The organism is Bradyrhizobium nanningense, from assembly GCF_004114535.1.
Classification (GTDB): Bacteria; Pseudomonadota; Alphaproteobacteria; order Rhizobiales; family Xanthobacteraceae; genus Bradyrhizobium; species Bradyrhizobium nanningense.
Map to the genome: position 1 here is coordinate 213,882 of NZ_LBJC01000028.1, position 26,472 is coordinate 240,353.

General features: G+C 63.5%; 28 protein-coding genes. 18 read left to right on the forward strand and 10 right to left on the reverse strand.

Going from position 1 to position 26,472, the window contains the following annotated elements; all coding sequences use genetic code 11:
• Window positions 1-2 precede the first annotated feature (2 nt).
• From XH84_RS23960 to XH84_RS24000, 8 genes are all read left to right on the forward strand, one after another.
• On the forward strand, window positions 3-707 hold the full coding sequence (locus tag XH84_RS23960) for a flagellar hook assembly protein FlgD (RefSeq protein WP_128916346.1): 705 nt from the start codon (window positions 3-5) through the stop codon (window positions 705-707).
• A 384-nt stretch (window positions 708-1,091) separates the two neighbouring features.
• Window positions 1,092-1,367 carry a CtrA inhibitor SciP gene (gene sciP / locus XH84_RS23965; protein ID WP_002714638.1) on the forward strand — a complete coding sequence of 92 codons (276 nt, stop codon included), beginning with the start codon at window positions 1,092-1,094 and terminating at the stop codon, window positions 1,365-1,367.
• Window positions 1,368-1,559: 192 nt separating this feature from the next.
• Window positions 1,560-3,170, forward strand: coding sequence for a flagellar basal-body MS-ring/collar protein FliF (fliF, locus tag XH84_RS23970; protein WP_128916347.1), 1,611 nt, complete (start codon window positions 1,560-1,562; stop codon window positions 3,168-3,170).
• 18 nt (window positions 3,171-3,188) lie between these two features.
• The gene (gene fliG, locus XH84_RS23975) at window positions 3,189-4,286 is read left to right on the forward strand and encodes a flagellar motor switch protein FliG (protein ID WP_126254944.1); all 1,098 of its coding nucleotides are present in this window, start codon (window positions 3,189-3,191) and stop codon (window positions 4,284-4,286) included.
• Complete coding sequence (locus tag XH84_RS23980) at window positions 4,286-4,909, forward strand: FliH/SctL family protein (protein ID WP_128916348.1); 624 nt, start codon at window positions 4,286-4,288, stop codon at window positions 4,907-4,909. Before fliG ends, XH84_RS23980 begins: the two co-directional genes overlap by 1 nt.
• Window positions 4,910-4,912: 3 nt before the next feature.
• Complete coding sequence (gene fliN / locus XH84_RS23985; protein ID WP_128916349.1) at window positions 4,913-5,263, forward strand: flagellar motor switch protein FliN; 351 nt, start codon at window positions 4,913-4,915, stop codon at window positions 5,261-5,263.
• A 39-nt stretch (window positions 5,264-5,302) separates the two neighbouring features.
• The gene (gene flbD, locus XH84_RS23990) at window positions 5,303-6,688 is read left to right on the forward strand and encodes a sigma-54-dependent transcriptional regulator FlbD (RefSeq protein WP_128916350.1); all 1,386 of its coding nucleotides are present in this window, start codon (window positions 5,303-5,305) and stop codon (window positions 6,686-6,688) included.
• A gap of 310 nt (window positions 6,689-6,998) precedes the next feature.
• Complete coding sequence (locus tag XH84_RS24000; protein ID WP_128916351.1) at window positions 6,999-8,147, forward strand: M20 family metallopeptidase; 1,149 nt, start codon at window positions 6,999-7,001, stop codon at window positions 8,145-8,147.
• 141 nt (window positions 8,148-8,288) lie between these two features.
• Here the strand turns inward: XH84_RS24000 and XH84_RS39975 are convergent, their stop codons facing one another.
• The 7 genes from XH84_RS39975 to XH84_RS24030 all read right to left on the reverse strand — a co-directional run bounded on the left by XH84_RS39975 (window position 8,289) and on the right by XH84_RS24030 (window position 15,189).
• A complete protein-coding gene (locus tag XH84_RS39975; RefSeq protein WP_164718287.1) occupies window positions 8,289-8,447 on the reverse strand; it encodes a hypothetical protein in 159 nt (52 codons plus the stop codon).
• Window positions 8,448-8,544: 97 nt separating this feature from the next.
• A complete protein-coding gene (locus tag XH84_RS24005; RefSeq protein WP_128916352.1) occupies window positions 8,545-9,126 on the reverse strand; it encodes a flavin reductase family protein in 582 nt (193 codons plus the stop codon).
• Between the two features lie 406 nt (window positions 9,127-9,532).
• Window positions 9,533-10,699 (reverse strand): cytochrome P450, encoded by a 1,167-nt coding sequence (locus tag XH84_RS24010; RefSeq protein ID WP_128916353.1) that lies wholly within the window; start codon window positions 10,697-10,699, stop codon window positions 9,533-9,535.
• Between the two features lie 68 nt (window positions 10,700-10,767).
• Window positions 10,768-11,751: a tRNA dihydrouridine(20/20a) synthase DusA gene (gene dusA / locus XH84_RS24015; protein ID WP_283811964.1), complete on the reverse strand. Its 984-nt coding sequence runs from the start codon at window positions 11,749-11,751 to the stop codon at window positions 10,768-10,770.
• A 261-nt stretch (window positions 11,752-12,012) separates the two neighbouring features.
• Window positions 12,013-12,699, reverse strand: coding sequence for an ABC transporter ATP-binding protein (locus XH84_RS24020; RefSeq protein ID WP_128916355.1), 687 nt, complete (start codon window positions 12,697-12,699; stop codon window positions 12,013-12,015).
• Window positions 12,692-13,918, reverse strand: coding sequence for an ABC transporter permease (locus XH84_RS24025; RefSeq protein ID WP_128916356.1), 1,227 nt, complete (start codon window positions 13,916-13,918; stop codon window positions 12,692-12,694). Before XH84_RS24025 ends, XH84_RS24020 begins: the two co-directional genes overlap by 8 nt.
• On the reverse strand, window positions 13,915-15,189 hold the full coding sequence (locus XH84_RS24030) for an efflux RND transporter periplasmic adaptor subunit (RefSeq protein ID WP_128916423.1): 1,275 nt from the start codon (window positions 15,187-15,189) through the stop codon (window positions 13,915-13,917). The genes XH84_RS24025 and XH84_RS24030 overlap by 4 nt, the downstream gene beginning before the upstream one ends.
• 291 nt (window positions 15,190-15,480) lie before the next feature.
• On the opposite strand from XH84_RS24030, the gene groL reads away from it, so the two are divergent.
• The 7 genes from groL to XH84_RS39980 all read left to right on the forward strand — a co-directional run bounded on the left by groL (window position 15,481) and on the right by XH84_RS39980 (window position 19,908).
• Window positions 15,481-17,103 (forward strand): chaperonin GroEL, encoded by a 1,623-nt coding sequence (gene groL / locus XH84_RS24035; protein WP_128916357.1) that lies wholly within the window; start codon window positions 15,481-15,483, stop codon window positions 17,101-17,103.
• A 65-nt stretch (window positions 17,104-17,168) separates the two neighbouring features.
• Window positions 17,169-17,399 carry a ChaB family protein gene (locus tag XH84_RS24040; protein WP_128916358.1) on the forward strand — a complete coding sequence of 77 codons (231 nt, stop codon included), beginning with the start codon at window positions 17,169-17,171 and terminating at the stop codon, window positions 17,397-17,399.
• Window positions 17,400-17,604: 205 nt separating this feature from the next.
• Window positions 17,605-18,126: an Hsp20/alpha crystallin family protein gene (locus XH84_RS24045; protein ID WP_128916359.1), complete on the forward strand. Its 522-nt coding sequence runs from the start codon at window positions 17,605-17,607 to the stop codon at window positions 18,124-18,126.
• A gap of 77 nt (window positions 18,127-18,203) precedes the next feature.
• Window positions 18,204-18,926: a CBS domain-containing protein gene (locus tag XH84_RS24050; protein WP_128916360.1), complete on the forward strand. Its 723-nt coding sequence runs from the start codon at window positions 18,204-18,206 to the stop codon at window positions 18,924-18,926.
• 22 nt (window positions 18,927-18,948) lie between these two features.
• Window positions 18,949-19,128, forward strand: a complete 180-nt coding sequence (locus XH84_RS24055; RefSeq protein WP_128916361.1) for a hypothetical protein — start codon at window positions 18,949-18,951, stop codon at window positions 19,126-19,128.
• Window positions 19,129-19,532: 404 nt separating this feature from the next.
• Window positions 19,533-19,733: a hypothetical protein gene (locus XH84_RS24060; RefSeq protein ID WP_128916362.1), complete on the forward strand. Its 201-nt coding sequence runs from the start codon at window positions 19,533-19,535 to the stop codon at window positions 19,731-19,733.
• A gap of 28 nt (window positions 19,734-19,761) precedes the next feature.
• The gene (locus XH84_RS39980) at window positions 19,762-19,908 is read left to right on the forward strand and encodes a hypothetical protein (RefSeq protein WP_164935848.1); all 147 of its coding nucleotides are present in this window, start codon (window positions 19,762-19,764) and stop codon (window positions 19,906-19,908) included.
• Between the two features lie 38 nt (window positions 19,909-19,946).
• On the opposite strand, the gene XH84_RS24065 is transcribed toward XH84_RS39980, so the two are convergent.
• Window positions 19,947-20,705: a CBS domain-containing protein gene (locus XH84_RS24065; RefSeq protein ID WP_128916363.1), complete on the reverse strand. Its 759-nt coding sequence runs from the start codon at window positions 20,703-20,705 to the stop codon at window positions 19,947-19,949.
• 112 nt (window positions 20,706-20,817) lie between these two features.
• Here XH84_RS24065 and XH84_RS24070 point away from each other — a divergent pair, with 112 nt between their 5' ends.
• The 3 genes from XH84_RS24070 (at window position 20,818) to ppsA (ending at window position 25,250) form a co-directional block, all read left to right on the forward strand.
• Window positions 20,818-21,540 (forward strand): c-type cytochrome, encoded by a 723-nt coding sequence (locus XH84_RS24070; protein ID WP_128916364.1) that lies wholly within the window; start codon window positions 20,818-20,820, stop codon window positions 21,538-21,540.
• Between the two features lie 259 nt (window positions 21,541-21,799).
• Window positions 21,800-22,741, forward strand: coding sequence for a 1-phosphofructokinase family hexose kinase (locus XH84_RS24075; protein WP_128916365.1), 942 nt, complete (start codon window positions 21,800-21,802; stop codon window positions 22,739-22,741).
• An 88-nt stretch (window positions 22,742-22,829) separates the two neighbouring features.
• On the forward strand, window positions 22,830-25,250 hold the full coding sequence (gene ppsA, locus XH84_RS24080; protein WP_128916366.1) for a phosphoenolpyruvate synthase: 2,421 nt from the start codon (window positions 22,830-22,832) through the stop codon (window positions 25,248-25,250).
• On the opposite strand, the gene XH84_RS24085 is transcribed toward ppsA, so the two are convergent.
• Window positions 25,247-25,429 (reverse strand): hypothetical protein, encoded by a 183-nt coding sequence (locus XH84_RS24085; protein WP_128916367.1) that lies wholly within the window; start codon window positions 25,427-25,429, stop codon window positions 25,247-25,249. The two genes, ppsA and XH84_RS24085, sit on opposite strands and share 4 nt — an antisense overlap.
• Window positions 25,430-25,453: 24 nt before the next feature.
• Window positions 25,454-26,275 carry a universal stress protein gene (locus XH84_RS24090; RefSeq protein WP_128916368.1) on the reverse strand — a complete coding sequence of 274 codons (822 nt, stop codon included), beginning with the start codon at window positions 26,273-26,275 and terminating at the stop codon, window positions 25,454-25,456.
• Window positions 26,276-26,472 lie beyond the last annotated feature (197 nt).

The following is a 26,472-nucleotide window of genomic DNA, read 5'->3' on the forward strand; positions in this document are numbered from 1 at the left end:
ACATGACCACCACGACTGGCGCCACGGCCCCTGCTGTCGTCTCCGGGACGACCGACCTCCCGAAATCCTCCTCGTCGAACTCGCTGAGCTCGACCACGGGATCGACGCTCGCCGGCAACTTCCAGACCTTCCTGACGCTGCTGACAACGCAGCTGCAGAACCAGAACCCGCTGGATCCGCTCGACACCAACCAGTTCACCCAGCAGCTGGTGCAGTTCGCCGGCGTCGAGCAGCAGCTCAAGACCAACGATTCGCTGTCCCAGCTCGTCACCCTGCAGCAGACCACGCAGGCGACCCAGGCGCTGGGCTTCGTCGGCAAGACCGCGCTGGTCGACGGCTCGACCGCGACCATGAAGAGCTCGTCGGCCACCTGGCATCTCAACGTGCCGACCGACTCCACCGTCGACATCACCATCGCCAATGCCAGCGGCCAAACCGTGTTCACCGGCAAATATACCGCCGCCGCCGGCACCGACATCCCCTTCACCTGGAACGGCCAGGGCAATGACGGCACGCAATGGCCCGACGGCAAGTACACGATCTCGGCCACCGGCAAGGACGTGGCGAACAACAATGTCGGCATCGCCGCGCAGGTGCAGGGCACCGTGTCGTCCGTCGACCTGACCCAGTCGCCGCCGCTGCTCACCATCGACGGCGCCAGCTACACGCTGAGCCAGGTGAAGAGCATCATTGCGACGAGCAATTGAGGGAGTGGGTGATTCCACACGCTCGGCGTCGTCCCGGCGAACGCCGGGACCCATAACCACAGGGAGCAGTTTGGCGAAGACTGGTGGTTAGGAAGTCATTCTTGGTACTGCGACCTGCGTCTCATCGATAGATCACGCGGTATGGGTCCCAGCGTTCGCCGGGACGACCGGCTGAGAGAGCCCCTTGAGGGCTCCATTCGTTAGTAAAGTATTTACGAAGGCCCCTCGGCCGGCCCGGATGTCAGCTCTTCCGGCGGCCGACACGGCGTCGTTTCAGCATTTTCAACGAGAATTGTATTGAAGCCTTAGGCTTAGCGGATTTTTAAGCCGCCGGGCGTAGGGTTACGGGTGTGAGTTCAGTGGTTGAGAGTTTGTGAGTACGCCATGACAGAACCCCATCGCCCGAGGGTAAAATACGTCATCGGGCCGGACGGCAGTCCGTTGACGATCGCGGATCTGCCTGCACCCGGCACCAAACGCTGGGTCATCCGCCGCAAGGCCGAAGTCGTCGCCGCTGTCCGTGGTGGACTTCTCTCGCTCGAGGAGGCCTGCAGCCGTTATACCCTGACGGTCGACGAATTCCTCTCCTGGCAGTTTTCCATCGACCAGCATGGTCTGGCGGGTCTTCGCACCACCCGCATCCAGCAATATCGCCAGTAGGCGATCCGGAAATCTGCGGCTTTTGACGAAAATCGGCCCCGCCCTGCGGGGCCGATTTTTTTCATATCGCTCTTTGGCGCGACTTTTGTCCCACCTCTTAACCTTCGTTAACCATATCGAAACCATCCCCTAGGCAATAATTGCCCAGTCGGCCTTTCCGGTGAAAGCGGCCGAATCTGTTGGGGCGGTTGCTTGCAAGGTCTTGCGGACTTTTTGAAGAGTATCGGCGCCGCCCGGTTCGGGGCGATGATCGCGGTCACCGCCGCGCTCATCGGCTTCTTCGCATTCGTCATCATGCGCGTCACCACGCCGCAGATGACGACGCTGTTCACCGACCTCAGCGTCGAGGATTCCTCGGGCATTATCAAGGACCTGGAACGCCAGGGCATCCAGTTCGAGATCCGCAATGAGGGCTCCATCATCATGGTGCCCAAGGACAAGGTCACGCGCCTGCGGATGAAGCTCGCCGAGGGCGGCCTGCCCAAGGGCGGCGGCGTCGGCTACGAGGTGTTCGACAAGTCGGACGCGCTCGGCACCACCTCTTTCGTCCAGAACATCAATCACCTGCGTGCGCTGGAAGGCGAGCTCGCCCGCACCATCCGGGCCATCGACCGCATCCAGGCCGCCCGCGTCCACCTGGTGCTGCCCGAGCGCCCGCTGTTTGCGCGCGAGGCGCCGGAGCCCTCGGCGTCGATCGTGGTGCGCGTCCGCGGCGCGCTGGAAGCCCAGCAGATCCGCGCCATCCGCCACCTCGTCGCCTCCGCCGTCAACGGCCTGAAGCCGCAGCGGGTCTCGATCGTCGACGAGGCCGGCCAGCTGCTCGCCGACGGCGCGGCGGCCGATCCGGAGCAGGCGGTCGGCGACGAGCGCCGCATCTCCTTCGAGAAGCGGATGCGCAAGCAGGTCGAGGACATCGTCTCCTCGGTGGTCGGCTCGGGCCGCGCCCGCGTGCAGCTCTCCGCCGATTTCGACTTCAACAAGGTCACCCAGACCTCGGACAAGTACGATCCCGAAGGCCGGGTGCTGCGCTCGAGCCAGACCCGCGAAGAGCAGAGCATGACCGCCGACAACAACGGCCAGGTCACCGTCAACAACGAGCTGCCCGGCAACCAGCAGAACAACGGCGTCGCGGCCAAGGACCAGAGCAAGAAGACCGAAGAGACCAACAATTACGAAATCTCCCGCACCACCAAGACCGAGGTGACCGAAGCCGGCCGGGTCAACCGTATCTCGGTCGCGGTGCTGGTCGACGGCATCTATTCCAAGAACGAGAAGGGCGATCTGGCCTATCAGGACCGCACCAAGGAGCAGCTCGACCGCATCGCCGCGCTGGTGCGCTCGGCCATCGGCTTCGACCAGAAGCGCGGCGACCAGGTCGAGGTCGTCAATCTGCGCTTTGCCGATGCGCCCTCCACCGCCCCGATCGCCGAACCTAGCGGCTTCCTCGGCATGCTGCAGTTCACCAAGGACGACGTCATGTACTTCGTCGAGCTCGGCGTGATGATGCTGCTCGGCCTGATCGTGCTGTTCCTGGTCATCCGCCCGCTGGTCAAGCGCATCCTCGCCTCCGACGAGGTCGCCGCCGCCATCTCCGGCGTGCTCAGCGGCCCGGCAGCTTCCGAAGAAACCGCGCCGTCCGCCCAGCCGCTCCTGCCGAGCGGCGCCGCCAGCGCGATCGACGTCGCCACCATCCAGGGCCAGGTCCACGCCCAGTCCGTTCACCGCGTCGGCGAGCTCGCCGAGCGCAACCCCAACGAAACCGTCGCCATCGTCCGCCAATGGCTGGGCGAATCCGCAAAGTAGTACGAGAAGTGATCTGACATGGCCGCCGCATTGCAAAACGCCAACAGCAACGACATCACCAGCGTGATCTCCACGCTCGGTCAGCGTGCCAACACCCGGGCAAAGGACGGCAAGCCAGCCGAACAATTGTCCGGGCCGAAGCGCGCCGCGATCCTGATGCTCGCGCTCGGCGAGCAATACGGCGGCAAGATCTGGAGCCTGCTCGACGACGACGAGGTGCGCCAGCTCTCGCTGGAGATGTCGACGCTCGGCACCGTCGAGGTCGACACCGTCGAGGACATGCTGCTCGAATTCGTCTCGCGGATGTCGGCCTCCGGCGCGCTGATGGGCAATTTCGACGCCACCGAGCGCCTGCTCCAGCAGTATCTGCCGCCGGAGCGCGTCAACGGCATCATGGACGAGATCCGCGGCCCCGCCGGACGCAACATGTGGGAGAAGCTCTCCAATGTGCAGGAAGAGGTCCTCGCCAACTACCTCAAGAACGAATATCCGCAAACCATTGCGGTCGTGCTGTCGAAGCTGAAGCCGGAGCACGCCGCGCGCGTGCTCGGCATCTTCCCCGAGGACCTCGCGCTCGACGTCGTCAACCGCATGCTGAAGATGGAGGCGGTTCAGAAGGAGGTGATCGAGAGCGTAGAGAAGACGTTGCGCACCGAATTCATGTCCAACCTGTCCCAGACCCGCCGCCGCGACGCCCACGAGGTGATGGCGGAAATCTTCAACAATTTCGACCGCCAGACCGAAACCCGCTTCATCACCTCGCTGGAGGAGGACAACCGTGAATCGGCCGAGCGCATCAAGGCGCTGATGTTCACCTTCGACGACCTCGTCAAGCTCGATTCCGGATCGGCCCAGACCCTGATGCGCAACGTCGACAAGGACAAGCTCGGCGTCGCGCTCAAGAGCGCCAACGAGGACGTCCGCAACTTCTTCTTCGGCAACATGTCCTCGCGCGCGGCCAAGATGCTCCAGGACGACATGGCGGCGATGGGCCCGGTCCGCCTGCGCGACGTCGACGAGGCCCAGGCGCTTCTGGTCAACCTCGCCAAGGACCTCGCCGCCAAGGGCGAGATCATGCTGACCAAGAACCGCGCCGACGACGAACTGGTGTATTGATGGCCGCTCCGGCGAAATTCCTGTTCGATACTGACTTCGCGGCGCCCGAGCGGGCGACGCGCGAGAAGGCCGCGACCGCCGCCGAGATCGCCCAGAAGGTCGCGGAGGCCGAAGCGCGCGCCTACCAGGAAGGCTTTGCCGCCGGCCAGCGCGAAGCCAAGGCCGAGAGCGACCGCCGCGTCGCGCTCGCCATGGAAGAGATCAACATCGGCGTCCGCGACATCGCGGCCGGTATCGGCAACATCGAAACGAAGATGGAAACCGAGGCGGTCGACGTCGCGGTGGCGGTCGCGCGCAAGCTGTGCGCCGATCTCGTCGCCGCCGAGCCGCTCGGCGAGATCGTCGCGCTGGTCAAGGACTGCTTCTCGCACCTGGTCGCGACGCCGCATCTCGTCGTCCGCATCAATGATGCGCTCTACGACGCCGCCCGCGAAAAGATCGAGCGGCTCGCCAAGCAGAGCGGTTTCGAGGGCCGGCTGGTGATCCTGGCCGAGCCGGAGATTGCCACCGGCGACTGCCGGATCGAATGGGCCGATGGCGGCGTCGTGCTGGAGCGCGGTGCCATCGCGGCCAAGATCGACGAAATGGTCGGACGCTATGTCGCGTCCCGCAGGGGGAGTTAACCCATGAGCGACACCGACGGACAGGTCCCGCTGCCCGATCTCAACGGCCCGATGCCGCCTGCCGGCACGGACGTCGGCCACAACGAGGACGAATATGCGGCGCGTGCCGCCGCCGACCTCGAGGCCGTGTTCGACGTGCCGGTACAGGTCTCGGCGGTGCTCGGCCGCTCCAAGATGGACGTCAGCGAGCTCCTGAAGCTCGGGCCCGGCACCGTGCTCGAGCTCGACCGCCGCGTCGGTGAGGCCATCGACATCTACGTCAACAACAAGCTGGTCGCCCGCGGCGAAGTCGTCCTGGTCGAGGACAAGCTCGGCGTGACCATGACCGAAATCATCAAGACCGAACGCACGTGATAACGCGCGGCAGCGCGACCAGACGGACAGGAGACTGACATGCGGCTTCTCATCGTTGGCACATTGAAGGGCCAGCTCACCACCGCCACCAAGATCGCGATGGACAACGGCGCCACCGTGACCCACGCCGAGGATCACGAGCAGGCGATGCGCGTGCTGCGCGGCGGCAAGGGCGCCGACCTCCTGCTGGTCGACGTAGCCCTCGACATCCGCGAGCTCGTGATGCGGCTCGAGGCCGAGCACATCCACGCTCCGATCGTCGCCTGCGGCATCACCAACGACGCCCGCGCCGCGGTCGCCGCGATCCATGCAGGCGCCAAGGAATACATCCCGCTGCCGCCCGACCCCGACCTGATCGCCGCGGTGCTGGCCGCCGTCGCCAACGATTCCCGCGAGCTGGTCTATCGCGACGAAGCCATGGCCAAGGTGATCAAGCTGGCGCAGCAGATCGCCGGCTCCGACGCCTCGGTGATGATCACCGGCGAATCCGGCACCGGCAAGGAAGTGCTGGCCCGCTACGTCCACACCCGTTCGGCGCGCGCCAAGCGTCCCTTCATCTCGATCAACTGCGCCGCCATTCCCGAGCATCTCCTGGAATCCGAGCTGTTCGGCCACGAGAAGGGCGCCTTCACCGGCGCGGTCGCGCGCCGCATCGGCAAGTTCGAGGAGGCCACCGGCGGCACGCTGCTGCTCGACGAAATCTCGGAGATGGACGTCCGCCTGCAGTCGAAACTGCTGCGCGCGATCCAGGAGCGCGTGATCGACCGCGTCGGCGGCACCAAGCCTGTAGCCGTCGACATCCGCATCATCGCGACCTCGAACCGCAACCTCGCCGAGGCCGTGCGCGAGGGCAGGTTCCGCGAGGACCTGCTGTTCCGCCTCAACGTCGTGAACCTGAAGATCCCGCCGCTGCGCGAGCGCTCCGCCGACATTCTGGAGCTCGCCCAGCATTTCGTGAAGAAATATGCCGAGGCCAACGGCGTGCCGCTGCGCCCGATCTCGGCGGAAGCGCGCCGCGTGCTTTCGGCCAACCGCTGGCAGGGCAACGTCCGCGAGCTCGAAAACACCATGCACCGCGCGGTGCTGATGGCGCAGGGCGACGAGATCGGTCCCGACGCCATCATCACTCCGGACGGCGACCGCCTCGATCTCGCCAAGACGCCCCCCGCCGTGGCCCACGCCACGATGGCCGCCGAGCAGGTGACGCGCGCGCTGGTGGGGCGCACCGTGGCCGATGTCGAGCGCGACCTGATCCTGGAGACGCTGAAGCACTGCCTCGGCAACCGGACCCATGCCGCCAACATCCTGGGGATCTCGATCCGCACGCTGCGCAACAAGCTCAACGAATATTCCGACGGCGGCATCCCGATCCCGCCGGCGGGGACGCCCGGCGAATATCCGCGGATGCCGATGATGGGGGCTTGAGGTCTCTCCAGCGAATATTGAGGATGCGAATGCCCGGGCTGGTCCCGGGCATTTTTGTTTGGTGGTAAAGCGTACGCAGCGCGCCCCCTCAGTGTCGTCCCGGCGAGCGCCGGGACCCATAACCACAGGGAGCAGTTTGGCGAAGACTCGTCGTTCGGTACTCCGACTGCCCACATCGATAGCTTTCGCGGTATGGGTCCCCGCGTTCGCGGGGACGACACCGGTGGAACATGGCCGCACCGCATTCGACGACTAGGTCGCGCCTGCGCGAGGCCCTATAACCAGGCGCGAGAACCACGCGAGGATCAACATGTCTGAAGCTCAAATCACGGACTGGCTGGCATCACAGCGGCAGGCGATGATCGATCTGCTGTGCGATGTCGTGAACATCGATTCCGGGTCCTATGACAAGGAAGGCGTCGATGCGGTCGGAGCTCGGTTCGAGCGGCATTTTGCCGAGCACGGCATTCCGTCCCGCCGCGAGGCCAACGCCACCTTTGGCGATGCGATCCATGCCGAGGTGGCAAAACCCGGCAGCAACGAAAAGCCCGTGCTGTTGATGGGGCATCGCGACACCGTGTTCGGCAAGGGCGAGGCCGGGCGCCGTCCCTTCACCATCAGAGATGGCCGCGCCTACGGGCCTGGTGTCGCCGACATGAAGTCCGGTCTCGTCATGAACGTGTTCGTCGCAACCGCCTTCCACAAATTCGGCGGCAACCCGCATCCGATCAAGCTGCTCATCACCTCCGACGAGGAGATCGGCTCGCCCTCGTCCCGGCCCGTGATCGAGCGCGAAGGCCGCTCCGCCCGCGCCGTATTCAATTCCGAGCCGGGCCGCCCGACCGGCAACGTCGTCACGGGACGCAAGGGCGGCATCTTCATGCATCTCGCCATCACCGGCAAAGCCGCGCATTCCGGCGCCAACTTTGCCGCAGGCGTCAGCGCGATCGGCGAGCTCGCGCACAAGATCGTGCAAATCCACGCGCTGACCGATCTCGACAAGGGCATCACGCTGAACGTCGGTCTCGTCTCGGGCGGGCAGTCCGTCAACACCACGGCGCCCTCTGCCGAGGGTCAGATCGACCTGCGCTATGTCGATCCGGCGGATCGTGCGCGGGTGATGGAGGCGATCGAAAAAATCGTCGCGACGTCTTACGTTCCGGGCACCAGCGCAACGCTGACGATCAAGGGCGAGTTCGTGCCGGTGGTGCAGAGCGCGGAGTCCAAGACGCTGTTCGAAGGCTATCAGGCGGCCTCACGGCAGGTCGGCCTCACCACGCTGCAGGGCGAGTTCTCCGGCGGCTGCGCCGATTCCGGCTTCACCGCCGCGGTCGGCACGCCGACCATCTGCGGCCTCGGCCCGGTCGGCGGGCTCGCGCACACGCCGGAGGAATATCTCGAGCTCGACAGCATCGTGCCGCGCGCGCAGGCGCTGGCGCTGGCGATTTTAAGGGGGTAGCCACTCACTCCGCCGTCATGCCCGGCTTGTCCCGGGCATCCACGTCTCTCGCCACTCGCGGTTACATGTGGATGGCCGGGTCAAGCCCGGCCATGACGAGAGGAGAGAGCGGCGCACCACATGGTCAGGTGCGCGTTAGCCTCACGAATAACTCGGCGCGTCCGGCTTGCGGAAAATGTGGATGGGGTCGCCGGGGATGATCACGGGCTGGCCTGAGAACATCGCGTAAGCGTAGAGCGCGAGATAGGCGATCGCGAGCGCGCCGACGGCGTAGAAGGCGAAGGTCGCGATGCGCTTCATCGATCCGCTCCATTGCCGCCCCGAACGGGGAGGCTCAGAGCGCTTCTAGAGCGATGAGGCCGAAAAGGCCAGCCTGCGCGCCCCCTTCGGGCGGCGATCAAACGCCGCGCCGGCCGTGCGTGGGAACGCTGACTTCCGCGAGCCTGGCGGCGTCTTCGTCCTGGTCGACCGCCACATACTGACCGTGCCAATAGGCCAGCGCCGCACTGCGGGTGGAATTCCTGATGTCCCTGACACGGCCGATGATGATGCCGTGCGAGTGGCGCTCCATGATCTCCTCGACCTCGCAATCGAAGGCCGACAGCGCGCCGGCCAGGAGCGGCACGCCCGAGACCGCCGTCACCCATGTGGCGCCTTTGAAACGATCGGCGCCCTTCAGCCCGCCCTTGCCGGAAAAGCGCTCGGCGACATCGAGCTGGTCGGCGTTGAGGATGTTCACGCCGAAGGCACCGTGGCGCTTGATCAACGGAAAGGACGAGGCATCGCGGTTGATGCTAACCAGCAGCGTCGGCGGCTCGACCGACAGCGAGCTTACCGAGGTCACGGTCATGCCGGTGATGTCCTTGCCCCTCCCGGCGGTGATGACGCTGACGCCGCCGGTGAGATGGCGCATGGCGCCGCGGAAATCGGCGGAGGAGACGGGGATTTCAGTCATGAGATCGCGGGGCACTACATTCATGGCATGGTCCCCGAAGCGGGGTCCGCTGTATTTAGGTACGATGGTCCGCCGACAACAGGTGGCTCGCCGCTGACCGGCTCCGAGCCTAACGCGCCCCAAAAGGGTGGTGCGGTCTGCCGGAATGGTCGAGATCGCTGGAAGAAGAACAATGCGCATGCTGTTGCGCGCCCCGGCGACATGATCAATCGTTCGATCGGCGGGGCAATTGCAGGCAAATTTTTCCGCACGCAAAGGTGAGCCGCTTGGTCGGGCCAGATCACAAAAAGACGTAAAACAACCCCATGCACAGTAGCCAACACCTTGAGGGGAAAGCAATTTCCAATTTTACGAAATTCAACCTGAGGCGTCGGGCAAAACAGGGCTAGGATGTAATCGTCACCGCGGCTTGCGTAACGAGGCCTCGCGGTTAATGCAGCCACCTCACCGGCAGATTCTGCAAGCCCCGGAAGGCCCAGCCGCCGATCCGCACCGGCTCGTCATCGGCGATCTCCAGCTGCTTCGCCCGCGCGAACAATGTCGGCAGCGCGACGTCGGCGATCATGGCGCGGGAGGCGAAGGCGCCGGCGCAGAAATGCGGGCCGGCACCGAACGCGACGCTCTTGGTCACGTCGCGGCGCACGTCGAACTGATCGGCGAGCTCGAAATGCTTCTCGTCGCGATTGGCGGAGCCGAACATCAGGAACACGCGTTCGTCGGTTTCGAAGGCGACATCGCGGATGCTCCACGGCTTTGTGATGCGTCGCGGCGACATGCCGATCGGCGAGATCCAGCGGGCGTATTCCTCGAACGCCTGCAGCCAGGTCACTTCACCGCGCAGGACCAGATCGAGCTGTTCGGGATGGGTCAGCAGCGCCCAGATCGTGCCGGCGATCGCCTTGCGCGGTTCGTTCTGTCCGCCTGAGATCGCGAGCTTGACGTTGGCGCGCACGCTCTCCATCGGCATGCCCGAGGCGAGAAGGACGCCGAGGATGCTCTGGTCGGGCTGCTTGCGCATCACCGGCAGGATGTCGTCGATCGCAGCATCGATACCCGACGTCGCGGTATGGCAGCGCGACTCGACCGCGGGATCGCCGGCGTAATTGGCGATGCCCTCGATCATGCCTTGCGACCAGGCGTCCATATCCTCAAAGCCGATATTGGTGAGGCCGGTGATCGACTTCAGGCATTCGCCGGAGAACGGCAGCGCGAAATCGCGCATGAAGTCGACCCGCCCGGGCTCGATACAATCGATGATGCGGTCGGCATGGGCCTGGAACTGCGCAGTCCAGTGCGCCTTCACCGTCTTCGGCGACACCGTCGGGAACATCGCGCGGCGCTCGACCTGGTGCGCCTCGCCGTCCTTGCGCATCATGTTGTGGCCCATCAGCCGGTTCATCAGGCCGGCGGGCTGGTGCGAGGAGAACACGTCGATCTGCTTCTCGGAGATCGAAATGTCGTCGCGGCTGGTCAGCAGCGTCGAGCCGAGCTGCGGCACGAAGGCGATCGGCGCCTCCTTGCGCATCTTTGCCAGCATTGGATAGGGATCGGCCCAGAATGCGGCAGGATCGATGTCGATGCGTGGCGCTGTGCTCAAGCTTCGCTCCCTTGCTGTATCCCTGCCGAGACCTAGCGCATCGAGGCGCCGCCGTCATGGCGCAGCTTCTAGGCAGCCTGTCCAAATGCGACTTTGGCGATCGCATCGCTCAAGACATCGCCGCCCGCCCCCAACCGCGTGCCCTGCTCGGCGAGATGGCGACGGAAGGCCCGGGCGCCGGGCACGGCATGAAATGCGCCGACGAAATGCCGCGTGATCGCATGCAGCCGCGTGCCGCGAGCGAGCTGCTGCTCGATATAGGGCATCATCGCCTCGAGCGCGGCCTGCATGGATCCATGCGGGGCCGCTTCGCCAAAAATCTCCCGATCGACCGAGAGCAGCCGCCATGGCTCCTGATAGGCGGCACGGCCGAGCATCACGCCATCGACATGTTCGAGATGCGCTTTTGCTTCCTCGATTCCGGGGATGCCGCCGTTGATGATGACGGGCACCTCCGGCATCGCGCGCTTGAGCCGATAGACGCGGTCATAATCGAGCGGCGGGATGTCGCGATTCTCCTTCGGCGACAGACCGTTGAGCCAGGCCTTGCGGGCATGCACGATCAGCGCATCGCAGCCGGAGGCGACCACCCCGCGCGCAAGCGCATCGAGCGCCACTTCAGGATCCTGATCGTCGATCCCGATGCGGCATTTCACCGTGATGGGAATCGCGACCGCACGCTTCATCGCCTCGACGCATCTCGCCACCAGCTCCGGCTCCGCCATCAGGCAGGCGCCGAAGCGGCCGTCCTTCACGCGGTCCGACGGGCAGCCGACGTTGAGATTGATCTCGTCGTAGCCGAACGCCTCGCCGATCCGCGCAGCCTCCGCCAGTTCGCGCGGATCCGACCCGCCAAGCTGAAGCGCGATCGGATGCTCGACCGCGTCGAACCCAAGCAGCCGCTCGCGGTCGCCGTGAATGACGGCCCCGGTCGTCAGCATCTCCGTATAGAGCAGCGCCCGCCGTGTCAGATGGCGGTGGAACACCCGGCAGTGCCGGTCAGTCCAATCCATCATGGGGGCGACGGAAAAGCGATAGTGCTGCAATTTCAATTGGTTACTTCGTCCTATTCCCATTCGGCTCGGTTATACTAGTTCCGCGAAAATAGTATAGCCGCCGGGCATGGGTGGTCGCCAGGCGTCCGTAACGCAGCGGCCAGGTCTTGGCAGAATCCTGGGATTGCCAGACCCCGCCTCAAGGGGTTCAGGGGGCTGGATCCGACCTTGGGAGTCCCGTTCGACCTTGCTGGCGGGCCAATGAACTCGAAAGCGACTGCAAGCGCATGCCGGACGCTTGCGCCGGCTTCCCGTCATTCAATGCTGCGCAATCCGGCCGTCGACCACCTCGATGATGCGGTCACAGCGGCGCGCAAGGTCGAGATTGTGGGTGACGAGCAGGAAGCTCGTGCCACTCTGCCGATTGACCCGTCGCATCAGCTCGAAGACGGCATCGGCCGACTTGGTATCGAGGTTGCCGGTCGGCTCGTCCGCCAGCACCAGATCCGGATTCATGGCAAGCGCTCTGGCCACCGCCACACGCTGCTGCTGGCCGCCCGACATGTTGTTGGCCAGATTGTTTCCGAACCTCTCCAGACCGACCTCGGCCAGGAGATGATCAGCCCGGGCCGCGATCTCCGCGCTCGGAAATCCGCGATCCGCAAGCATCGGCATCATGATGTTTTCGCGCGCGGTGAAGGCGGAGATCAGCAAATGGTACTGAAATACGAAGCCGATGGTGTGGCCCCGGAGATGCGTGATTTCGTTGTCACCCAGCAGCCCGGTGTCGCGGCCCTTGATGAGCAGCCGTCCGGACGTCGGTCGATCGAGCAGGCCGACGATGTTGAGCAGCGTGCTCTTGCCGGAGCCGGACGGACCCATCAAGGCCAGGAATTCGCCGTGGTCGAGCTCGAGATCGATGTCGTGCAACACCTCGGTCTCGGTCGGCAGACCCACATTGTAGGACTTGCACACGCGCTCCAGCTTCAGGATCTCGTCAGCCACGGATTGCCACCACCGGATCGAGTTTCGCGGCGCGTACCGCCGGCGCTGTCGCAGCCAACAGGCCGGTGACCGTGGCGAGGATCGCCGTATAGATGAAAAGACTTCGCTCCAGGATCAACGGAAAGAACTCGGTTCCATCCGCCTGGCGGGCGACGGCATGCCAATAGATCAGCGCGAGGGCGCCCATCGCCGCGCCGACCAACGAGCCGATAAAGCCGAGCAGACCACCCTGAAGCAGGAACACCCGCAGGATCTGACCGCGCGACGTGCCCATGGCCCGCAGGATGCCGATTTCCTTGGAGCGCTGGATCACCGACACGATGAGCACCGCGGCGATGCCAAAGGCCACCGACAAGCCTACGAACAGTCGGATCAAGGTGTTGGTGTAGATCTGCGCCTGCACGGCGGTGAAGAACTGCGCATTGGTAGCGATCCAGCTGTCGGCCTCGACGGCCGTCGCGGCCTGGATCTGCCTGGCGATGGTTTCGGCCGCATAGATGTCCTTGATCGTCATGTCGATGGTGGTAACGCCGCCGATCATGCCGAGCAGAGACTGGCCGGTCCGGAGTGCGATAAAGGCCACCCGCTGATTGGCACCCTTGTTGCCGAAATCGACCAGCCCGGAGATCGTCAGCACCCGATTGGCAGAGCTTGCCGCCTGAAGATTCAACTTGTCACCCACGGTGGCGCCGAGATTCTTGGCGAGCTCGGTACCGATGATGACGTCCTCGCTGGTCAACCGCGCGCTGCCGGCGACGATATAGTCCGGCACCTTCACGATGTTGAAATACGTGTCCGGCTCAATTCCGGTCAGCGTCACCGCCCGGCTGGCGTCGCCGCGGATGGCCAGCGCCGAGCCGGTGATGGTGGGGGAGACTGCGGTGACTTCCGGCATCGCGAGCATCTGGGTTCTGATCTTCGGCCACTGGTCGATCGAGATCACCCGCTGGCTCGGCCGTTGCACCACCGCGTCCTCGATCTCGCCGGCTGCATTGCGCAAGGGGCGCGCGACCTGATCCGGCGTGAGGAGCTGGATCTGCGGCTGCGACGTCAGCACGCGCCTGATGAAATTCGCCTCCATGCCCGCGAGCATTGCCGACATGAAGACAATGACGCCAACGCCGATCGAAATGCCGCCGATGATGAAGATGGTCTGCAATCGCCCCTCGCGCAGGAAGCGCACGGCCGCGATCCACTCGAATGGCAGCCAGCGATTCATGGCAGGACGGGCCGCACCCGCTGCCCGGTCAGCACGCCGGAGCTTTGCGGAATCGCGACGTCACCTGCTTCCAGCCCCTCGACGATCTCGATGTTGCTGTTGCCGCGCAAGCCGAGCTTCACCGGACGCTTGACCACTCGACCGCCCGAGACGGTCAGGACCCAGGGCTGTCCGGAGAGGACGTCATGGACTGAGCGGACGGGAAGCACCTTCGCATCGTCCTTCGCGGCAACCTCGATGTCGACCGAGACCGTCATGTCCTGACGAAGATCCTCGGGCGGCTCCACCACCGTCAGCTTCACCTGGACGGTGGCGCGTGAAATGTCGATGCCCGGATTGATGTAGGAGACCTTGGCGGCAAAACGCCGGTCGGGATAAGCATCCGCAGACGCCAGCGCGTTCTGTCCGAGTGCGAGCTTGCCGAGATTGCGCTCGTCGATCTGCAAGACCAGCTGCAAGTCACCCGACGGCGCAAGCACCAAGAGCGCCTTCCCCGCCTGCACAACGGTGCCTCGCTCGACGCTCCGGGTGATGAGAACGCCGTCGCGAGGAGCTACGATCGTCGCATAGCCCAGGCGGGATTCCGCCGTGTCCAGATTGGCCCGAGCCTGGTTGAGCTGCGTCTGCGCCATGACATAGTCGCTGCCGCCCGGACTTGCGGTATAGACCTGGAACTCCGCCGCGCGCTTCACCGCGCGCGCGACATCGAGCGTCTTCTGCGCATCATCCAGGGCCGCCTTGGTCGCATAACCATTGCGTTCGAGCTGCGCCGTGCGGTCATAGGTCTGTTGGGCGTTGAGAAGCGTCGCTTGTGCTTGTGTCAGCGCCTCCTTTGCAGACGGCAGCGTCAGCTCTTCGAGCTGCCTGATCCTGGCTTCGGCCTGGGCTACCGCCCCCTGCGCCTGGATCACGGTCGCTTTCAGTTCCCGTGCCTCCAGCGAGACCAACGGTTGCCCCTTGGTAACCTTCTCGCCTTCCTGCACCAGAACGTCAGCAACTGTCCCGGTAATCTGACTGCCGATCTCGACGCGGTAAGGCGTCTCGACATGCCCGCTCGCCACCACGGTTTCGATCAATCGTCCGCGCGCGACCTGATCGACCACGACGGCAGGTCCGAACAAGACCCTGACGCCCTGCCAGGTGCCAAGGGCGAACAGAACAAGGATCGCGAGCACAAACCATTTGTGCGCGAGGACTCCCGACCATGCCGACGCGACAGAGAGCCGGCTCGGCTCTTCCTGATTCGAGAGGGGCAGTGTTTGCTCGACCATGACCGTGCGGGGGGGGCGAATTTTGCCGAACTCGTCGGGATGGTTCAGCTGACAAGCCAGATTACCGCACCAGACAAGTTCCAGATTGCGCCAGGTCAATACCCGCCTGGCAAATGCCAGCCGCCTCCGAGACTTTTGAGTTTGCATCGATCGATGCGTGTCGAGAGCTCCGCCGTAAGGGCGTTCGACGGCCGCGTGCTCACGTTGATGGAGATCAATTTGGCTCACGCTCACTCATCCAAACTGGCGGACAGACCCCACCGACCACGGTACAAAGAGAGGGCATGAAAAATGGCGCACAAACAGGTCCTGTTTCATTCGGCCGCTCGTGAAAAAGTATTGCGCGGCGCATCCCTCCTTGCCGATGCCGTGCGCGTCACGCTCGGGCCGAAGTCGAAATCCGTTCTGATCCAGAAGGGGTGGGGCGCACCGATCGTCTGCAACGACGGTGTCACCATTGCCAAGGAATTCGATCTGAAGGACGCGGAAGAGAATCTCGGTGCTCAGGTGCTGCGGCAGGCTGCCGAGAAGACCGGCGACGTCGTCGGTGACGGCACCAGCACATCGACCATTCTTGCTCACGCCATCCTTTCGGACGGGGTCCGGAACGTTGTCGCCGGCGCGAGCGCGATCGACCTCAAACGCGGCCTGGACCGCGGGACACGGGCCGCCATCGCCGCCTTGCACGCCATGGCCAAGCCGGTGAAGACCAGGGCCGAAAAGGTTCAGGTCGCCACGATTTCAGCGCACAACGACGTATCCATCGGCGAGCTTGTGGCGGATGCGATCGAAAAGGTCGGCGGCGACGGCGTGATCTCGGTGGAGGAATCCAAGACGACTGAGACCCTTCTGGACGTCGTGGAAGGCATGAAATTTGACCGTGGCTTTCTCTCCCCCTATTTCGTCACGGACGCCGACCGGATGGAAGCAATATTGCAAGACCCCTATGTTCTGCTCTGCGATCACAAGATCGGCGCTCTGCGCGATCTGGTCCCGCTGCTAGAGCAGGTCGCCAAGAGCGGCCGGCCGCTTCTGATCATCGCCGAGGACATCGAAGGCGAGGCGCTGGCGACGCTCATCGTCAATCAACTTCGCGGGGTGCTCAAGGCCTGCGCTGTCAAGGCGCCCGGCTTTGGTGACCGACGCAAGGCGATGCTGGAGGACATTGCCATACTCACGGGTGCACAGGTGATATCGGAGGAGATCGGCCTGAAATTGGAAAGTGCGACGTTACAGCAGCTCGGTCGCGCCGCACGAGTGGTCGCCGACAAGGAGAATACCACACTGATCGGGAGTGGCGGCGATCGCGCCCGTATCGACGCCCGGTTGGCTCAAATCCGCATCGAGATCGAGAAGACGACCAGCGACTACGACCGCCAGAAGCTCGAAGAGCGCCTCGCCAAGCTGTCGGGCGGCGTGGCCGTGATCCGCGTGGGGGCACCGACCGAAGCCGAGATGAAGGCGAAGAAGGAAGCGCTCGATGATGCGATCAGCTCGACGAAGGCCGCGGTGGCCGAGGGCATCGTGCCGGGCGGCGGACTTGCCCTGCTCCGCACGATCGCGGCTGTGACCAAAGAGGAAGCTGCCTGCGAGGGCGACGAACGAACCGGCGTTCAAATCCTGAGGCGCGCGCTAGAGGCTCCCGCGCGCCAGATTGCCGAAAATTCCGCGACCGATGGCGGCGTCGTGGTTGCGCGGATGCTCGGAAGCGAAGGCAATTTCGGCTTCGATGCCGCGCGAAAAGTCTATGTTGACCTCGTGGACGCCGGCATCGTCGACCCCGTGAAGGTCGTACGGACGGCGCTTGAAAACGCGGTTTCCGTCGCCAGCGTGCTTCTTCTGACGGAGGCGACAATGACGGAAATTCCGGAATCGAAGCGCGAGCGGCTGCCTGAGCCCGATATGGCAATGTAGCTGCGGCACGTTCCGGCCGAAAACTCGGTTCCTCAACCCGTCTGCGCGCAATCCAGGAATGGACGATGCCCTATCCCTCGAACAATGACCTTCCCGCCGGCGTGCGTCACCATCTGCCGCCTCATGCCCTCGACATCTACCGGGAGGCGTTCAACCACTCCTTTGCCTCGCATGTCGGCGATCTCCGGCAGGAAGAGATCGCTCATCGCACGGCCTGGGCCGCCGTGAAGCGCTCCTACGTGAAACTTGGCGAACAATGGGTGCCAAGGAGATCTGGTTCGCCGGCGCCCCGGTAATCGAGAAACGTCTGTGAATCTGCCCTATGTCTGGCCACGCCGAGGATGTGGATCGACGCGCAAACCGCCTTGGGCATGACCATTCCAGACGTCATCTGATCTTGCACGCACGCTTCGGAATTTGAGCGAAATCAACCAGCGAAACGATGGCCATGACTACTCTTCCTGGCGACCTAGATGGTCAACCTCGAAGGAGAATCTGATCATGGCAACCGAGACCAAATTACCCGTCACCAAATCGTCGACCGCGCCTGTAGTTGCCGGCGAAGCTTGGCAGCCGTTCCAGGCGCTGAGGAGCGAAATCGACCAGATCTTCGATGATTTCGGCAACGGCTTCTGGAAACGGCCGTTCCGCTCGCTCGCCCGGCTCGAGCGCGACCTCTCCAAGAACTTCAATGCGCCGGCCGTGGACATCGCCGAAAGCGAGAAGGCCTACGAGATCACGGCCGAGCTTCCCGGACTCGACGAGAAGAACATCGACGTCAAGCTCGTCAACGGCGGTCTCACCATCAAAGGCGAGAAGAAGGAAGAGACCGAAGAGAAGAAGAAGGACTACTACGTTTCCGAGCGCCGTTACGGCTCGTTCGAGCGCTACTTCGCGCTGCCGGATGGCGTCAATGCCGACAAGATCGAGGCGACGTTCAAGAACGGCGTTCTCAAGGTCGTCCTTCCCAAGACCGAAGAAGCTCAGCAGCCGGCCAAGACCATCAGTGTGAAGGCCGCCTGACGGCCCCGCAGGCAAGGCTGCGACAGCCGCAGCCTCGCCTCACCCAGGAAATTCGCCAGCGAACTCGAGGATACCACATGCGCGCGCATCATATCATGACGAAAGACCTCGTTGCCGTAACGCCGCACACGACGATCGAGGAAGCGGCCAAGATCATGCTCCAAATGCATATCAGCGGCCTGCCCGTTATCGACGATGCTGGCAATCTGGTCGGCGTCGTCTCGGAAAGCGACTTCCTCCGCCGTAGCGAGATCGGCACCGGCCGCAGACACGCCGCTTGGTTGAAATTCTTCATGGGACCGGGACGGGCGGCGGCGGAGTTCGTTCACGAGCGCGGCCGCAAGGTCGCGGATGTCATGACGAAGCAGGTCGTCTCGGTGCAGGAAGACACAGATCTCTCCGAGTTGATCGACCTGATGGAGAAAAACGGCATCAAGCGCGTCCCCGTGATGAGGGACAAGACACCCGTCGGGATCGTCACGAGGACGAATGTGCTGCAAGCCGTGGCGAGCCTCGTACACGAAATTCCGGATCCAACCGCCGATGAAGAGCACATTCGCGCGCGCATCACACGCGCGGTCAACGGCACCGACTGGTGTCCGATCGGCTTTGAGGTCAATGTCCGCAACGGCGTCGTGCATCTGCACGGGCTCGTTACGACCGATGAAGCCCGTCAGGCCGCGATCGTCGCCGCCGAGAACACCTCCGGCGTCAAGGAAGTGCACGACCACCTATGTTTCGTAGACACCTATTCCGGCTTCTACGTGGAATCGCCCGAAGACATCAAAGCCGCGGGCTGACCCTCCTCGAATCGAGACGACCATGCTTGGATGGCTCGTTCGGATACTCTTTGCCATAGCAGCGCCGATCACGGCGCTGTTCGTGGCACGTGACGCGCTGAACTTCGGCTTGATCCAGACGGTTGTGACCATGTTGCTCGTGACTGGCCTGGTCTGGCTGATCGCCGTCTATACCGGGCGAGACCGACAGGCCCCTCGGTAATGACCGAAGGACGCGGCGGTGTCCGATTGGATCAGATCATCGTTGACGCCTCCCGGCCTTGGCGGTGCGGGAATCCGGCCGCGACGGCAAGCACGAGGACTGCCGAAGCAGATACCTATCCGGCTCAGACATCGCCCCAACCTGGCACGCGGCATGAGATATAAATCCAGTGATCATGGAGCGTTTCGTGCCGGAGCTTGATTGCCTGAACCGTCCCCAGACTTGAGAAACCTCAAGCTGCCGCTTTCTCCCCCTGCTGATCGTCCAACGGTATTCGACAGGGCAATCTCCGCTGTCTCTCCCGTGCAGCTACGGACATCTCCTTAGGTTAAGCCCCCAAATTTCGGTCAGAGAATTTATGGCTTAGAAGGGGTTTATAAGCACGCACCAGCCAGGGGCTTGCAATGAATCACTCGATTTACACTGCGGACAAGACAACACATCTGAAGGTCGTCGTCAGCGGGTTGCTTGCCGGCATCGCGATCGCCACAACCGCGCTGAGCGTCCACTTGAACCATCCTGACATGAACGTGTCGAAGCCGAAGACTTTGGCTGTCCACCAGCCTCACCAGGTCCACGTTCTGACCAGGATCGCGCAACGTTAGCTGAGAAAGGCTGTTGGAGGATATCAAGATGACCAACGAAGCAATCAAGGCGCTCATGGTTTTCGCGATGTATGGCGTCCTCGAACTCGCGCTCTATTTTTCCTCGATGGGCAAGCCGATCAGGCAGCGGATCCGTTCGACCACCGGCCGGCTCCCTCAAGCGTCGGAAGACTAGGAGACCGCTAGGCCGGATCCCGGTCTCCATTGGCGGGGTTACAACGGCTCATCGTCCAGCGTGGACGGCTCGGCCTGCAGCGAGACGAAATCGCCACCGCCGTAGTCGTCCTCCGGATCTGGACGGGTCGACTGAAGGCACAGGCGATCATCGACGCCACGAACTCCCAAAGCATTCTCACAAGCCACGACAGCCGCCCGGCGGGCGTTGTCGCTCTTGACGACGCCGCGCAGCGTCACCAGGCCGTCCCTGACGCTCACGTTCAAACCGACGGGCTGCCAAGGCATCCCGGCCATCGCGGCGAGGACCGCGCGGCGGGTCTGATTGTCGTCTTCCGAATAGCCGGGTGCGCCGGTCAGCGGACCGGCGACTGCGGACAGGAAGTCAGACCGGGTAATGATGCCGACAACGCGATCATCGCGCATGACCGGGACGTGATTGAGGTGCCGGCGCTCCATCAAATCGGCAATCTCCGCGAGGGGAGTATCTTCCTTAACCGTCGCGGGATCACGCGTCATCACCTGCTCGACCTTGCGTCCATGCTCCTTGACGAATTCACGCGCGACCCGGTCTGCTCCGAGCAGGACGGTCAGCAGCCGGTTGCGAGTGTGCTCCGTGTCCAGCTCGGCCCGCCTGAGGAAGTCGCTTTCGCAAATGATGCCGACGAGCTTACCCGCCGCATCTATGACCGGAAGCCCACTGATGTGCTGAGCCAGCATGACTTTGATGGCATCGGCGATGGAGGCTTCGGGGCGAATTGCTATCACCCGCCGGGACATTATCTGGTGCGCGCGCATATCTTCATCTCCAGAGAGAACAGGTAGTCGCCGTCCCTGATAGGGTCTTGATCAAGATCAACGCCGACCCGCGATCAAGTGCCATGCTGCTGTCAGATCTGGGACGTTGAGCATGCGACTGCAAGCTTTGTTCATGGCCGCAAGCTTTGCGGCAGCTGCGGCGCTGAGCGCAGCAGCGCCAGCCGCGACAACACCGGTCGACGTCTCTGCCGATCTCTCCGATTTGATGACCCGGCTTCAACTGCAGCATGCCAAGCTCTGGTTTGCGGGGAAGCTCAGCAACTGGAGCTTGGCCAGCTATGAAATCCAGCGGATCGAAGCCAATCTCGAAGCCACCGGCAAGCTCTTGCCCGACCCATCGCGGATGGTTCCTGCCAGGGATCAGCTGCAAGCCGTACGCCAGGCGATTCAGCAGAAAGACGTGCCTGCGTTTACAAAAGCCTATTCAGCCCTGACCAACGAATGCAACACTTGCCATAGGGTCAGTGGCTACGCCGCGATCACCATCCAGGTGCCGGTTCGTCCACCTGTCACCAATCAGTTGTTCGTCGATCAGGTCGCCGAAGGCCGGGCACTAACCCATGCCTCCTGCGGAACGTGCCATATCGTGGAAGATGCCGCCAGGGAAGCGCCGGCGTCACGCCCCCCGGCACCGAGCTTCCTGGACATCATCAACCGCCCCTCGTTCTCCGCCGATAACGTCAGGCAATTCCTGACGTCGAGCCACCGCAGGCTCGGACCTGACCAAGCCATGCCGAACCCGCGGCTCGCGGAGTATCAGGTCGATGAGATCGTCGCGTACCTGGAAGCGTTGAGAGCCGGCCTGCCGCGCTAGGACGCGGTTGTTCCAGCACCCCTCGTTGCCGACCAGGCGGTTGATCTCCATCAAGCGTTGATCGGAAAAGTGCAGCAGTGTGGACCGATCACGATCTGAACCGCGCCATCACAAGGCAGGCACATGACGACAAAGGACGCAGCCGCTCTCTCAATTCAAGCGCGCGTGCCGGCAGCGAATTCATTTCGGTGGGGCGTCTCGACCTCGAGCTTCCAGATCGAGGCGATCCGGGCCGGGGCGAACGTCAAGGACTAAGCCGATGGTCGGGATCCTCACGATCACGCCCAATCCAGCGGTTGACGTGTCGACATCGGTGGATCGGATCGTTCCTGTCGCCAAGCTGCGCGGCATCGGCCAACGACGCGATCCCGGCGGCGGCGGCATCAACGTTGCGCGGGTCATCAAGCGCCTCGGGGGCAACGCCACTGCGCTCTATGCGGCGGGCGGCCTTACGGGAGATCTGCTGCATCAATTGCTGGACAAAGAGGATGTGGAAAGCCTGACCTTTCCGATCGCGGGCGAGACTCGACAAGATTTCTTCGTCAGCGAAATCAGCACGGGCCAACCCTATCGATTCATCCTGCCGGGCCCGCCTCTCGCCGAAAGCGAATGGCAGAAATGCCTTTCGATGCTGGCGGCGCTCGAACCGTTCCCTCGCTTCGTGGTTGCGAGCGGAAGCCTGCCGGCCGGTGTGCCCGCCGATTTCTACGCAAGGGTCGCAAGGATCGTCAAACAGCGCGGAGCCAAGATGATCCTCGACACCTCCGGTCAGGCCCTGGTTGCCGCGGTGGCGGAAGGAGTCGAACTGGTCAAGCCGAACCTGCGCGAGATGCGCGAGCTTGTCGGCCGCGGGTCGTCTGACGCCGCCGAATGGGAAGCTGCTGCCAGAACGCTGGTGCGCGCCGGCAAAGCGGCGATGGTCGCCCTGACCATGGGACATCTCGGCGCTGCGCTGGTGACGAGCGACCGGGTGCTACGCGCCAAACCTCTCGATATCACGCCCCTCGGCGCCGTTGGCGCAGGCGACAGTTTTCTCGGCGCGCTGGTTTACGGGCTCGCGTCCGGATCCGGCCTGGATCACTGCTTTCGACAGGCTGTTGCCGCCGGCGCCGCGGCCCTGCTCAATCCCGGCACTGAACTCTGCCGGCCGGACGACGTCAAACGTCTCGCCGAGCAGGTCATTCTCTCGACGGCAATTTGACCGATCTTGATCTTTCGCAATCCGATGGTGCGGAGATGCGGGAAAATTGCTGACTTCCGGACCTATCTGCAGCGCAGGAGAATGCGCGATGGACCCGTCAAGCTACATTCGCTGGTTCAGGGACATCTGTCTTGCCGACGTGCCGCTGGTGGGAGGCAAGACCGCCTCCCTGGGGGAGTTGTATTCGGCGCTGACGCCGGAGGGCGTCAAGATCCCGAACGGCTTTGCGCTGACGGCGGCCTCCTATCGCGACGCCCTGACCGACGCTGGCGCGTGGGACAGGCTCGGCTCCCTTCTCGCCGGGATCGACAAGCGGCGGATTGCCGATCTTGCCCGTCGCGCCGCTGCCGCGCGTGCGATCGTCTACGAGGCAACGGACCGGGAGGATCTGCGCCATCAGATCAAACAGGCCTACCGGCAGCTGGAGCAGGAATACGGACGCAACGTCGCGGTCGCGGTCCGCAGTTCGGCCACGGCCGAAGACCTGCCGACCGCAAGCTTTGCCGGTCAACACGACAGCTTCCTCAATATCCGAGGTGCAGACGGGTTGATGGAGGCCTGCCGTCGCTGCTTTGCGTCGTTGTTCACGGATCGTGCAATCTCCTATCGGATCGACAATGGTTTCGATCACTTCAAGGTCGCACTATCGGTCGCGGTCATGAAGATGGTCCGCTCGGACCTCGCAGCCAGCGGCGTCACCTTCACGCTCGACACCGAGACCGGGTTTCGCGACGTAGTGTTCGTGACCGGCGCTTACGGGCTGGGCGAAAATGTCGTGCAAGGGGTCGTCGACCCCGACGAGTTCTACGTTCACAAGCCGACCTTCAAGGTCGGCTTCAGAGCCGTCTTGTCGCGCCGGCTGGGATCCAAGGCAAAGCGGATGGTCTATGGCCGCGGGCACAATGCGACCCGGAACTTGGTGACGCCGGTGAAGCAGCGTCAGCAATTCTGCATCAATGACAACGAAGTTCTGACGCTCGCCGAGTGCGCGCTGCTCGTCGAGGAGCATTACTCGCAAAAGTCCGGCAAGCCGACTCCGATGGACGTGGAATGGGCCAAGGATGGCCGGGACGGTTCGCTCTACATCATCCAGGCCCGGCCCGAGACGGTCGCCTCCCGCCGCAAGCCGGAAGCGCTCGAGAGCTACGTCCTGAAAAAGACCGGAACGGCGCTGGCCGAAGGCCGCGCCGTCGGGGAAAAGATCGCGGCAGGACGCGTCCGACTGATCAGGAATGAGCGGGAGCTCCGGAAATTCCGTCCAGGCGAGGTGCTTGTCGCGACGGCGACGAGACCGGACTGGGAGCCCGTCATGAAGCTCGCCGCCGCGATCGTGACGGATCATGGCGGCCGGACCTGCCATGCCGCCATCATCGCACGCGAGCTCGGGGTGCCTGCCGTGGTCGGAACAGGCAGCTTCAGCAAGAAAGCGAAGACGGGCACCGCCGTGACGGTGTCCTGTGCGGAAGGTGACATTGGTCACGTCTTCGAGGGGACCCTGCCGTACGAGGTCGAACGGACAGCGTCCGAAAGCGTCCGGAAGCCTCGCACCGAAATCATGGTGAACCTCGGCAATCCCGAGGTCGCGTTCAAGACCGCCGCCTTGCCGAGCGATGGCGTCGGCCTTGCCCGAATGGAGTTCATCATCGACCAGCACATCGGAGTTCATCCGATGGCGCTGGCCTGCCCCGAAAAGGTGACCTCAGCGCGGGACCGGTTGAAGATCAAGCTCCTGACCTCTCGCCACAAGGAACCGTCCGATTTCTTCGTCCAGCGGCTTGCAGAGGGCGTCGGCACCATCGCCGCGGCGTTCTATCCCCGGCCGGTGATCGTGCGCCTCTCCGATTTCAAGACCAATGAATATGCGAACCTCCTCGGCGGCGCCGATTTCGAGCCTCACGAGGAGAACCCGATGCTCGGCTTTCGCGGCGCCGCGCGCTACGCGCACCCCGCCTACGCGCAAGGATTCGCCCTGGAATGCGCTGCAATGAAGCGGGTGCGCGAGGCGATGGGCCTCACCAATCTCAAGATCATGATTCCGTTTTGCCGGCGTGTCGAGGAAGCGCAGAAGGTCATCGCAACCATGGCAAATCTTGGCCTCAAGCGAGGCGAGAGCGGCCTCGAGATATTCATGATGTGCGAGATCCCGAACAACGTCATCCTGATCGACCAGTTCGCACAATTGTTCGACGGTTTCTCCATCGGGTCCAATGATCTCACTCAGCTCACGCTCGGCGTCGACCGGGACTCCGAAATCGTAGCCTTCGACTTCGACGAGCGCGATCCCGGCATGCTGCAAATGCTGTCGATGGCCGTGCTTGGCGCCAAGCGCAACCGCCGCCACGTCGGCATCTGTGGCGAAGCCCCGGCGAATTACCCGGAGATCGCGAAGTATCTGGCTGAGCTCGGGATCGACTCGATCAGCGTGAATCCGTCGAGCGTGTTGCGGACCATCGAGATCGTCCGCGCCGCGGAGCGCGACAGCGGTGGAGGTCGTCGAGCTACGGGCTAGAGGCGCTTGTCCCGACCCTGTACGCCAAGCGCCTCGCGCACCTCGTCGTCCTCTAAGGCATCCTTGATCGCGCGATCGGCCGGCCCGGTCTCCAGGAGCCGCGAGTTGCGGTCAGGTACGGGCACCTCCGCCTTTCGCTCTGCCATGCTTTTCTTCGCCGCTTGACTATCCTTGTCCATTTCACCCTCCCTGTGGCGCAGACGTCAGTGCGACATCAACAGGCAGACCGGAGCGTGCTGCAGGAGGCTCTTCGTCATGCCGCCGAAGACCCATTCTCCCAACCGGCTGTGTCCATATCCCCCGGTCACGATGAGGTCGGCGCCGACGTCGGCGGCCAGTCGAACGAGGTAGCCCGCGTCCGGCTCCGTCGTATGGACACGCACCTCATGCTGGCAACTCACGCCGTGCCGTTGCAGATACCTGGCCACGTCCCGCACCCGGCCATGAGCTGCATCCTGTTCGCTCGACGTGCAGATTTCGGCGATCGTGACCTGCGACGCTCTGGTCAGGAAAGGCAGCGCGTCACGAACCGCCAGCCGCGACTCCCGACTGTCCTTCCAGCCGACCACGATCCGGTCGCCCGACAATTTGGTCACACCATCCGGCACCGAGAGGGTCGGACGTCCCACTCGCAACATGGCCCCGGCAGCATCAAGATAGTGACCGTAATTGGGCTTCAGCTGGCTGCGACGCACCACGACAAGATCCGCAGCCCTGGATTGCTCGACCAGGAAATCGGTCGGAAAGCCGATCGCCCAACGCCATTCGACCTGCTCGCTGGGCAAGCGAACAATGCGCCTGAACCAGGCCTCCTTGCCGGACAGGGCAGCTCGTATGCGCTCAAGGTCCTCCGCGGTCGTTTGTTCGATGATCACACCTTCGGCCACGAACGGAGGCTCTATCGCGACCGCCGAGATGCCGAGCAGCGCTGCTCCGAAGTTGTTCGCGATCCCCTCGGCAAGGGCGATCTGCCCCTCGTCCTGCTGCTGGGAATCGACGTAGACCATGACGCTGGCCAGGGACATGTCACTGCTCCATTGCTCGGATGCTCCCTTATCTCGCGTTTCCGCAGTTATCCGCTTGACGCACGTCAAGCGATCCTGCCGCCAGTCGGCTACTGACCTCTGGTCAAAGCAGGGATCGTTGCTCTTACGCTGCTGATAACATCAATCCTGTACATCCTTGTCGCGGCGATCTCGATCACCGCGGTGCCGGCGGATCG

Bases quoted from the DNA above. Each gene is read 5' to 3' on its own strand.
- XH84_RS23960 (WP_128916346.1), top strand. From the start codon at position 3: ATGACCACCACGACTGGCGCCACGGCCCCTGCTGTCGTCTCCGGGACG.
- sciP (WP_002714638.1), top strand. From the start codon at position 1,092: ATGACAGAACCCCATCGCCCGAGGGTAAAATACGTCATCGGGCCGGAC.
- fliG (WP_126254944.1), top strand. From the start codon at position 3,189: ATGGCCGCCGCATTGCAAAACGCCAACAGCAACGACATCACCAGCGTG.
- XH84_RS23980 (WP_128916348.1), top strand. From the start codon at position 4,286: ATGGCCGCTCCGGCGAAATTCCTGTTCGATACTGACTTCGCGGCGCCC.
- fliN (WP_128916349.1), top strand. From the start codon at position 4,913: ATGAGCGACACCGACGGACAGGTCCCGCTGCCCGATCTCAACGGCCCG.
- flbD (WP_128916350.1), top strand. From the start codon at position 5,303: ATGCGGCTTCTCATCGTTGGCACATTGAAGGGCCAGCTCACCACCGCC.
- XH84_RS24000 (WP_128916351.1), top strand. From the start codon at position 6,999: ATGTCTGAAGCTCAAATCACGGACTGGCTGGCATCACAGCGGCAGGCG.
- XH84_RS39975 (WP_164718287.1), bottom strand. From the start codon at position 8,447: ATGAAGCGCATCGCGACCTTCGCCTTCTACGCCGTCGGCGCGCTCGCG.
- XH84_RS24005 (WP_128916352.1), bottom strand. From the start codon at position 9,126: ATGAATGTAGTGCCCCGCGATCTCATGACTGAAATCCCCGTCTCCTCC.
- XH84_RS24025 (WP_128916356.1), bottom strand. From the start codon at position 13,918: ATGAATCGCTGGCTGCCATTCGAGTGGATCGCGGCCGTGCGCTTCCTG.
- XH84_RS24030 (WP_128916423.1), bottom strand. From the start codon at position 15,189: ATGGTCGAGCAAACACTGCCCCTCTCGAATCAGGAAGAGCCGAGCCGG.
- groL (WP_128916357.1), top strand. From the start codon at position 15,481: ATGGCGCACAAACAGGTCCTGTTTCATTCGGCCGCTCGTGAAAAAGTA.
- XH84_RS24040 (WP_128916358.1), top strand. From the start codon at position 17,169: ATGCCCTATCCCTCGAACAATGACCTTCCCGCCGGCGTGCGTCACCAT.
- XH84_RS24045 (WP_128916359.1), top strand. From the start codon at position 17,605: ATGGCAACCGAGACCAAATTACCCGTCACCAAATCGTCGACCGCGCCT.
- XH84_RS24050 (WP_128916360.1), top strand. From the start codon at position 18,204: ATGCGCGCGCATCATATCATGACGAAAGACCTCGTTGCCGTAACGCCG.
- XH84_RS24055 (WP_128916361.1), top strand. From the start codon at position 18,949: ATGCTTGGATGGCTCGTTCGGATACTCTTTGCCATAGCAGCGCCGATC.
- XH84_RS24060 (WP_128916362.1), top strand. From the start codon at position 19,533: ATGAATCACTCGATTTACACTGCGGACAAGACAACACATCTGAAGGTC.
- XH84_RS39980 (WP_164935848.1), top strand. From the start codon at position 19,762: ATGACCAACGAAGCAATCAAGGCGCTCATGGTTTTCGCGATGTATGGC.
- XH84_RS24065 (WP_128916363.1), bottom strand. From the start codon at position 20,705: ATGCGCGCGCACCAGATAATGTCCCGGCGGGTGATAGCAATTCGCCCC.
- XH84_RS24070 (WP_128916364.1), top strand. From the start codon at position 20,818: ATGCGACTGCAAGCTTTGTTCATGGCCGCAAGCTTTGCGGCAGCTGCG.
- XH84_RS24075 (WP_128916365.1), top strand. From the start codon at position 21,800: ATGGTCGGGATCCTCACGATCACGCCCAATCCAGCGGTTGACGTGTCG.
- ppsA (WP_128916366.1), top strand. From the start codon at position 22,830: ATGGACCCGTCAAGCTACATTCGCTGGTTCAGGGACATCTGTCTTGCC.
- XH84_RS24085 (WP_128916367.1), bottom strand. From the start codon at position 25,429: ATGGACAAGGATAGTCAAGCGGCGAAGAAAAGCATGGCAGAGCGAAAG.
- XH84_RS24090 (WP_128916368.1), bottom strand. From the start codon at position 26,275: ATGTCCCTGGCCAGCGTCATGGTCTACGTCGATTCCCAGCAGCAGGAC.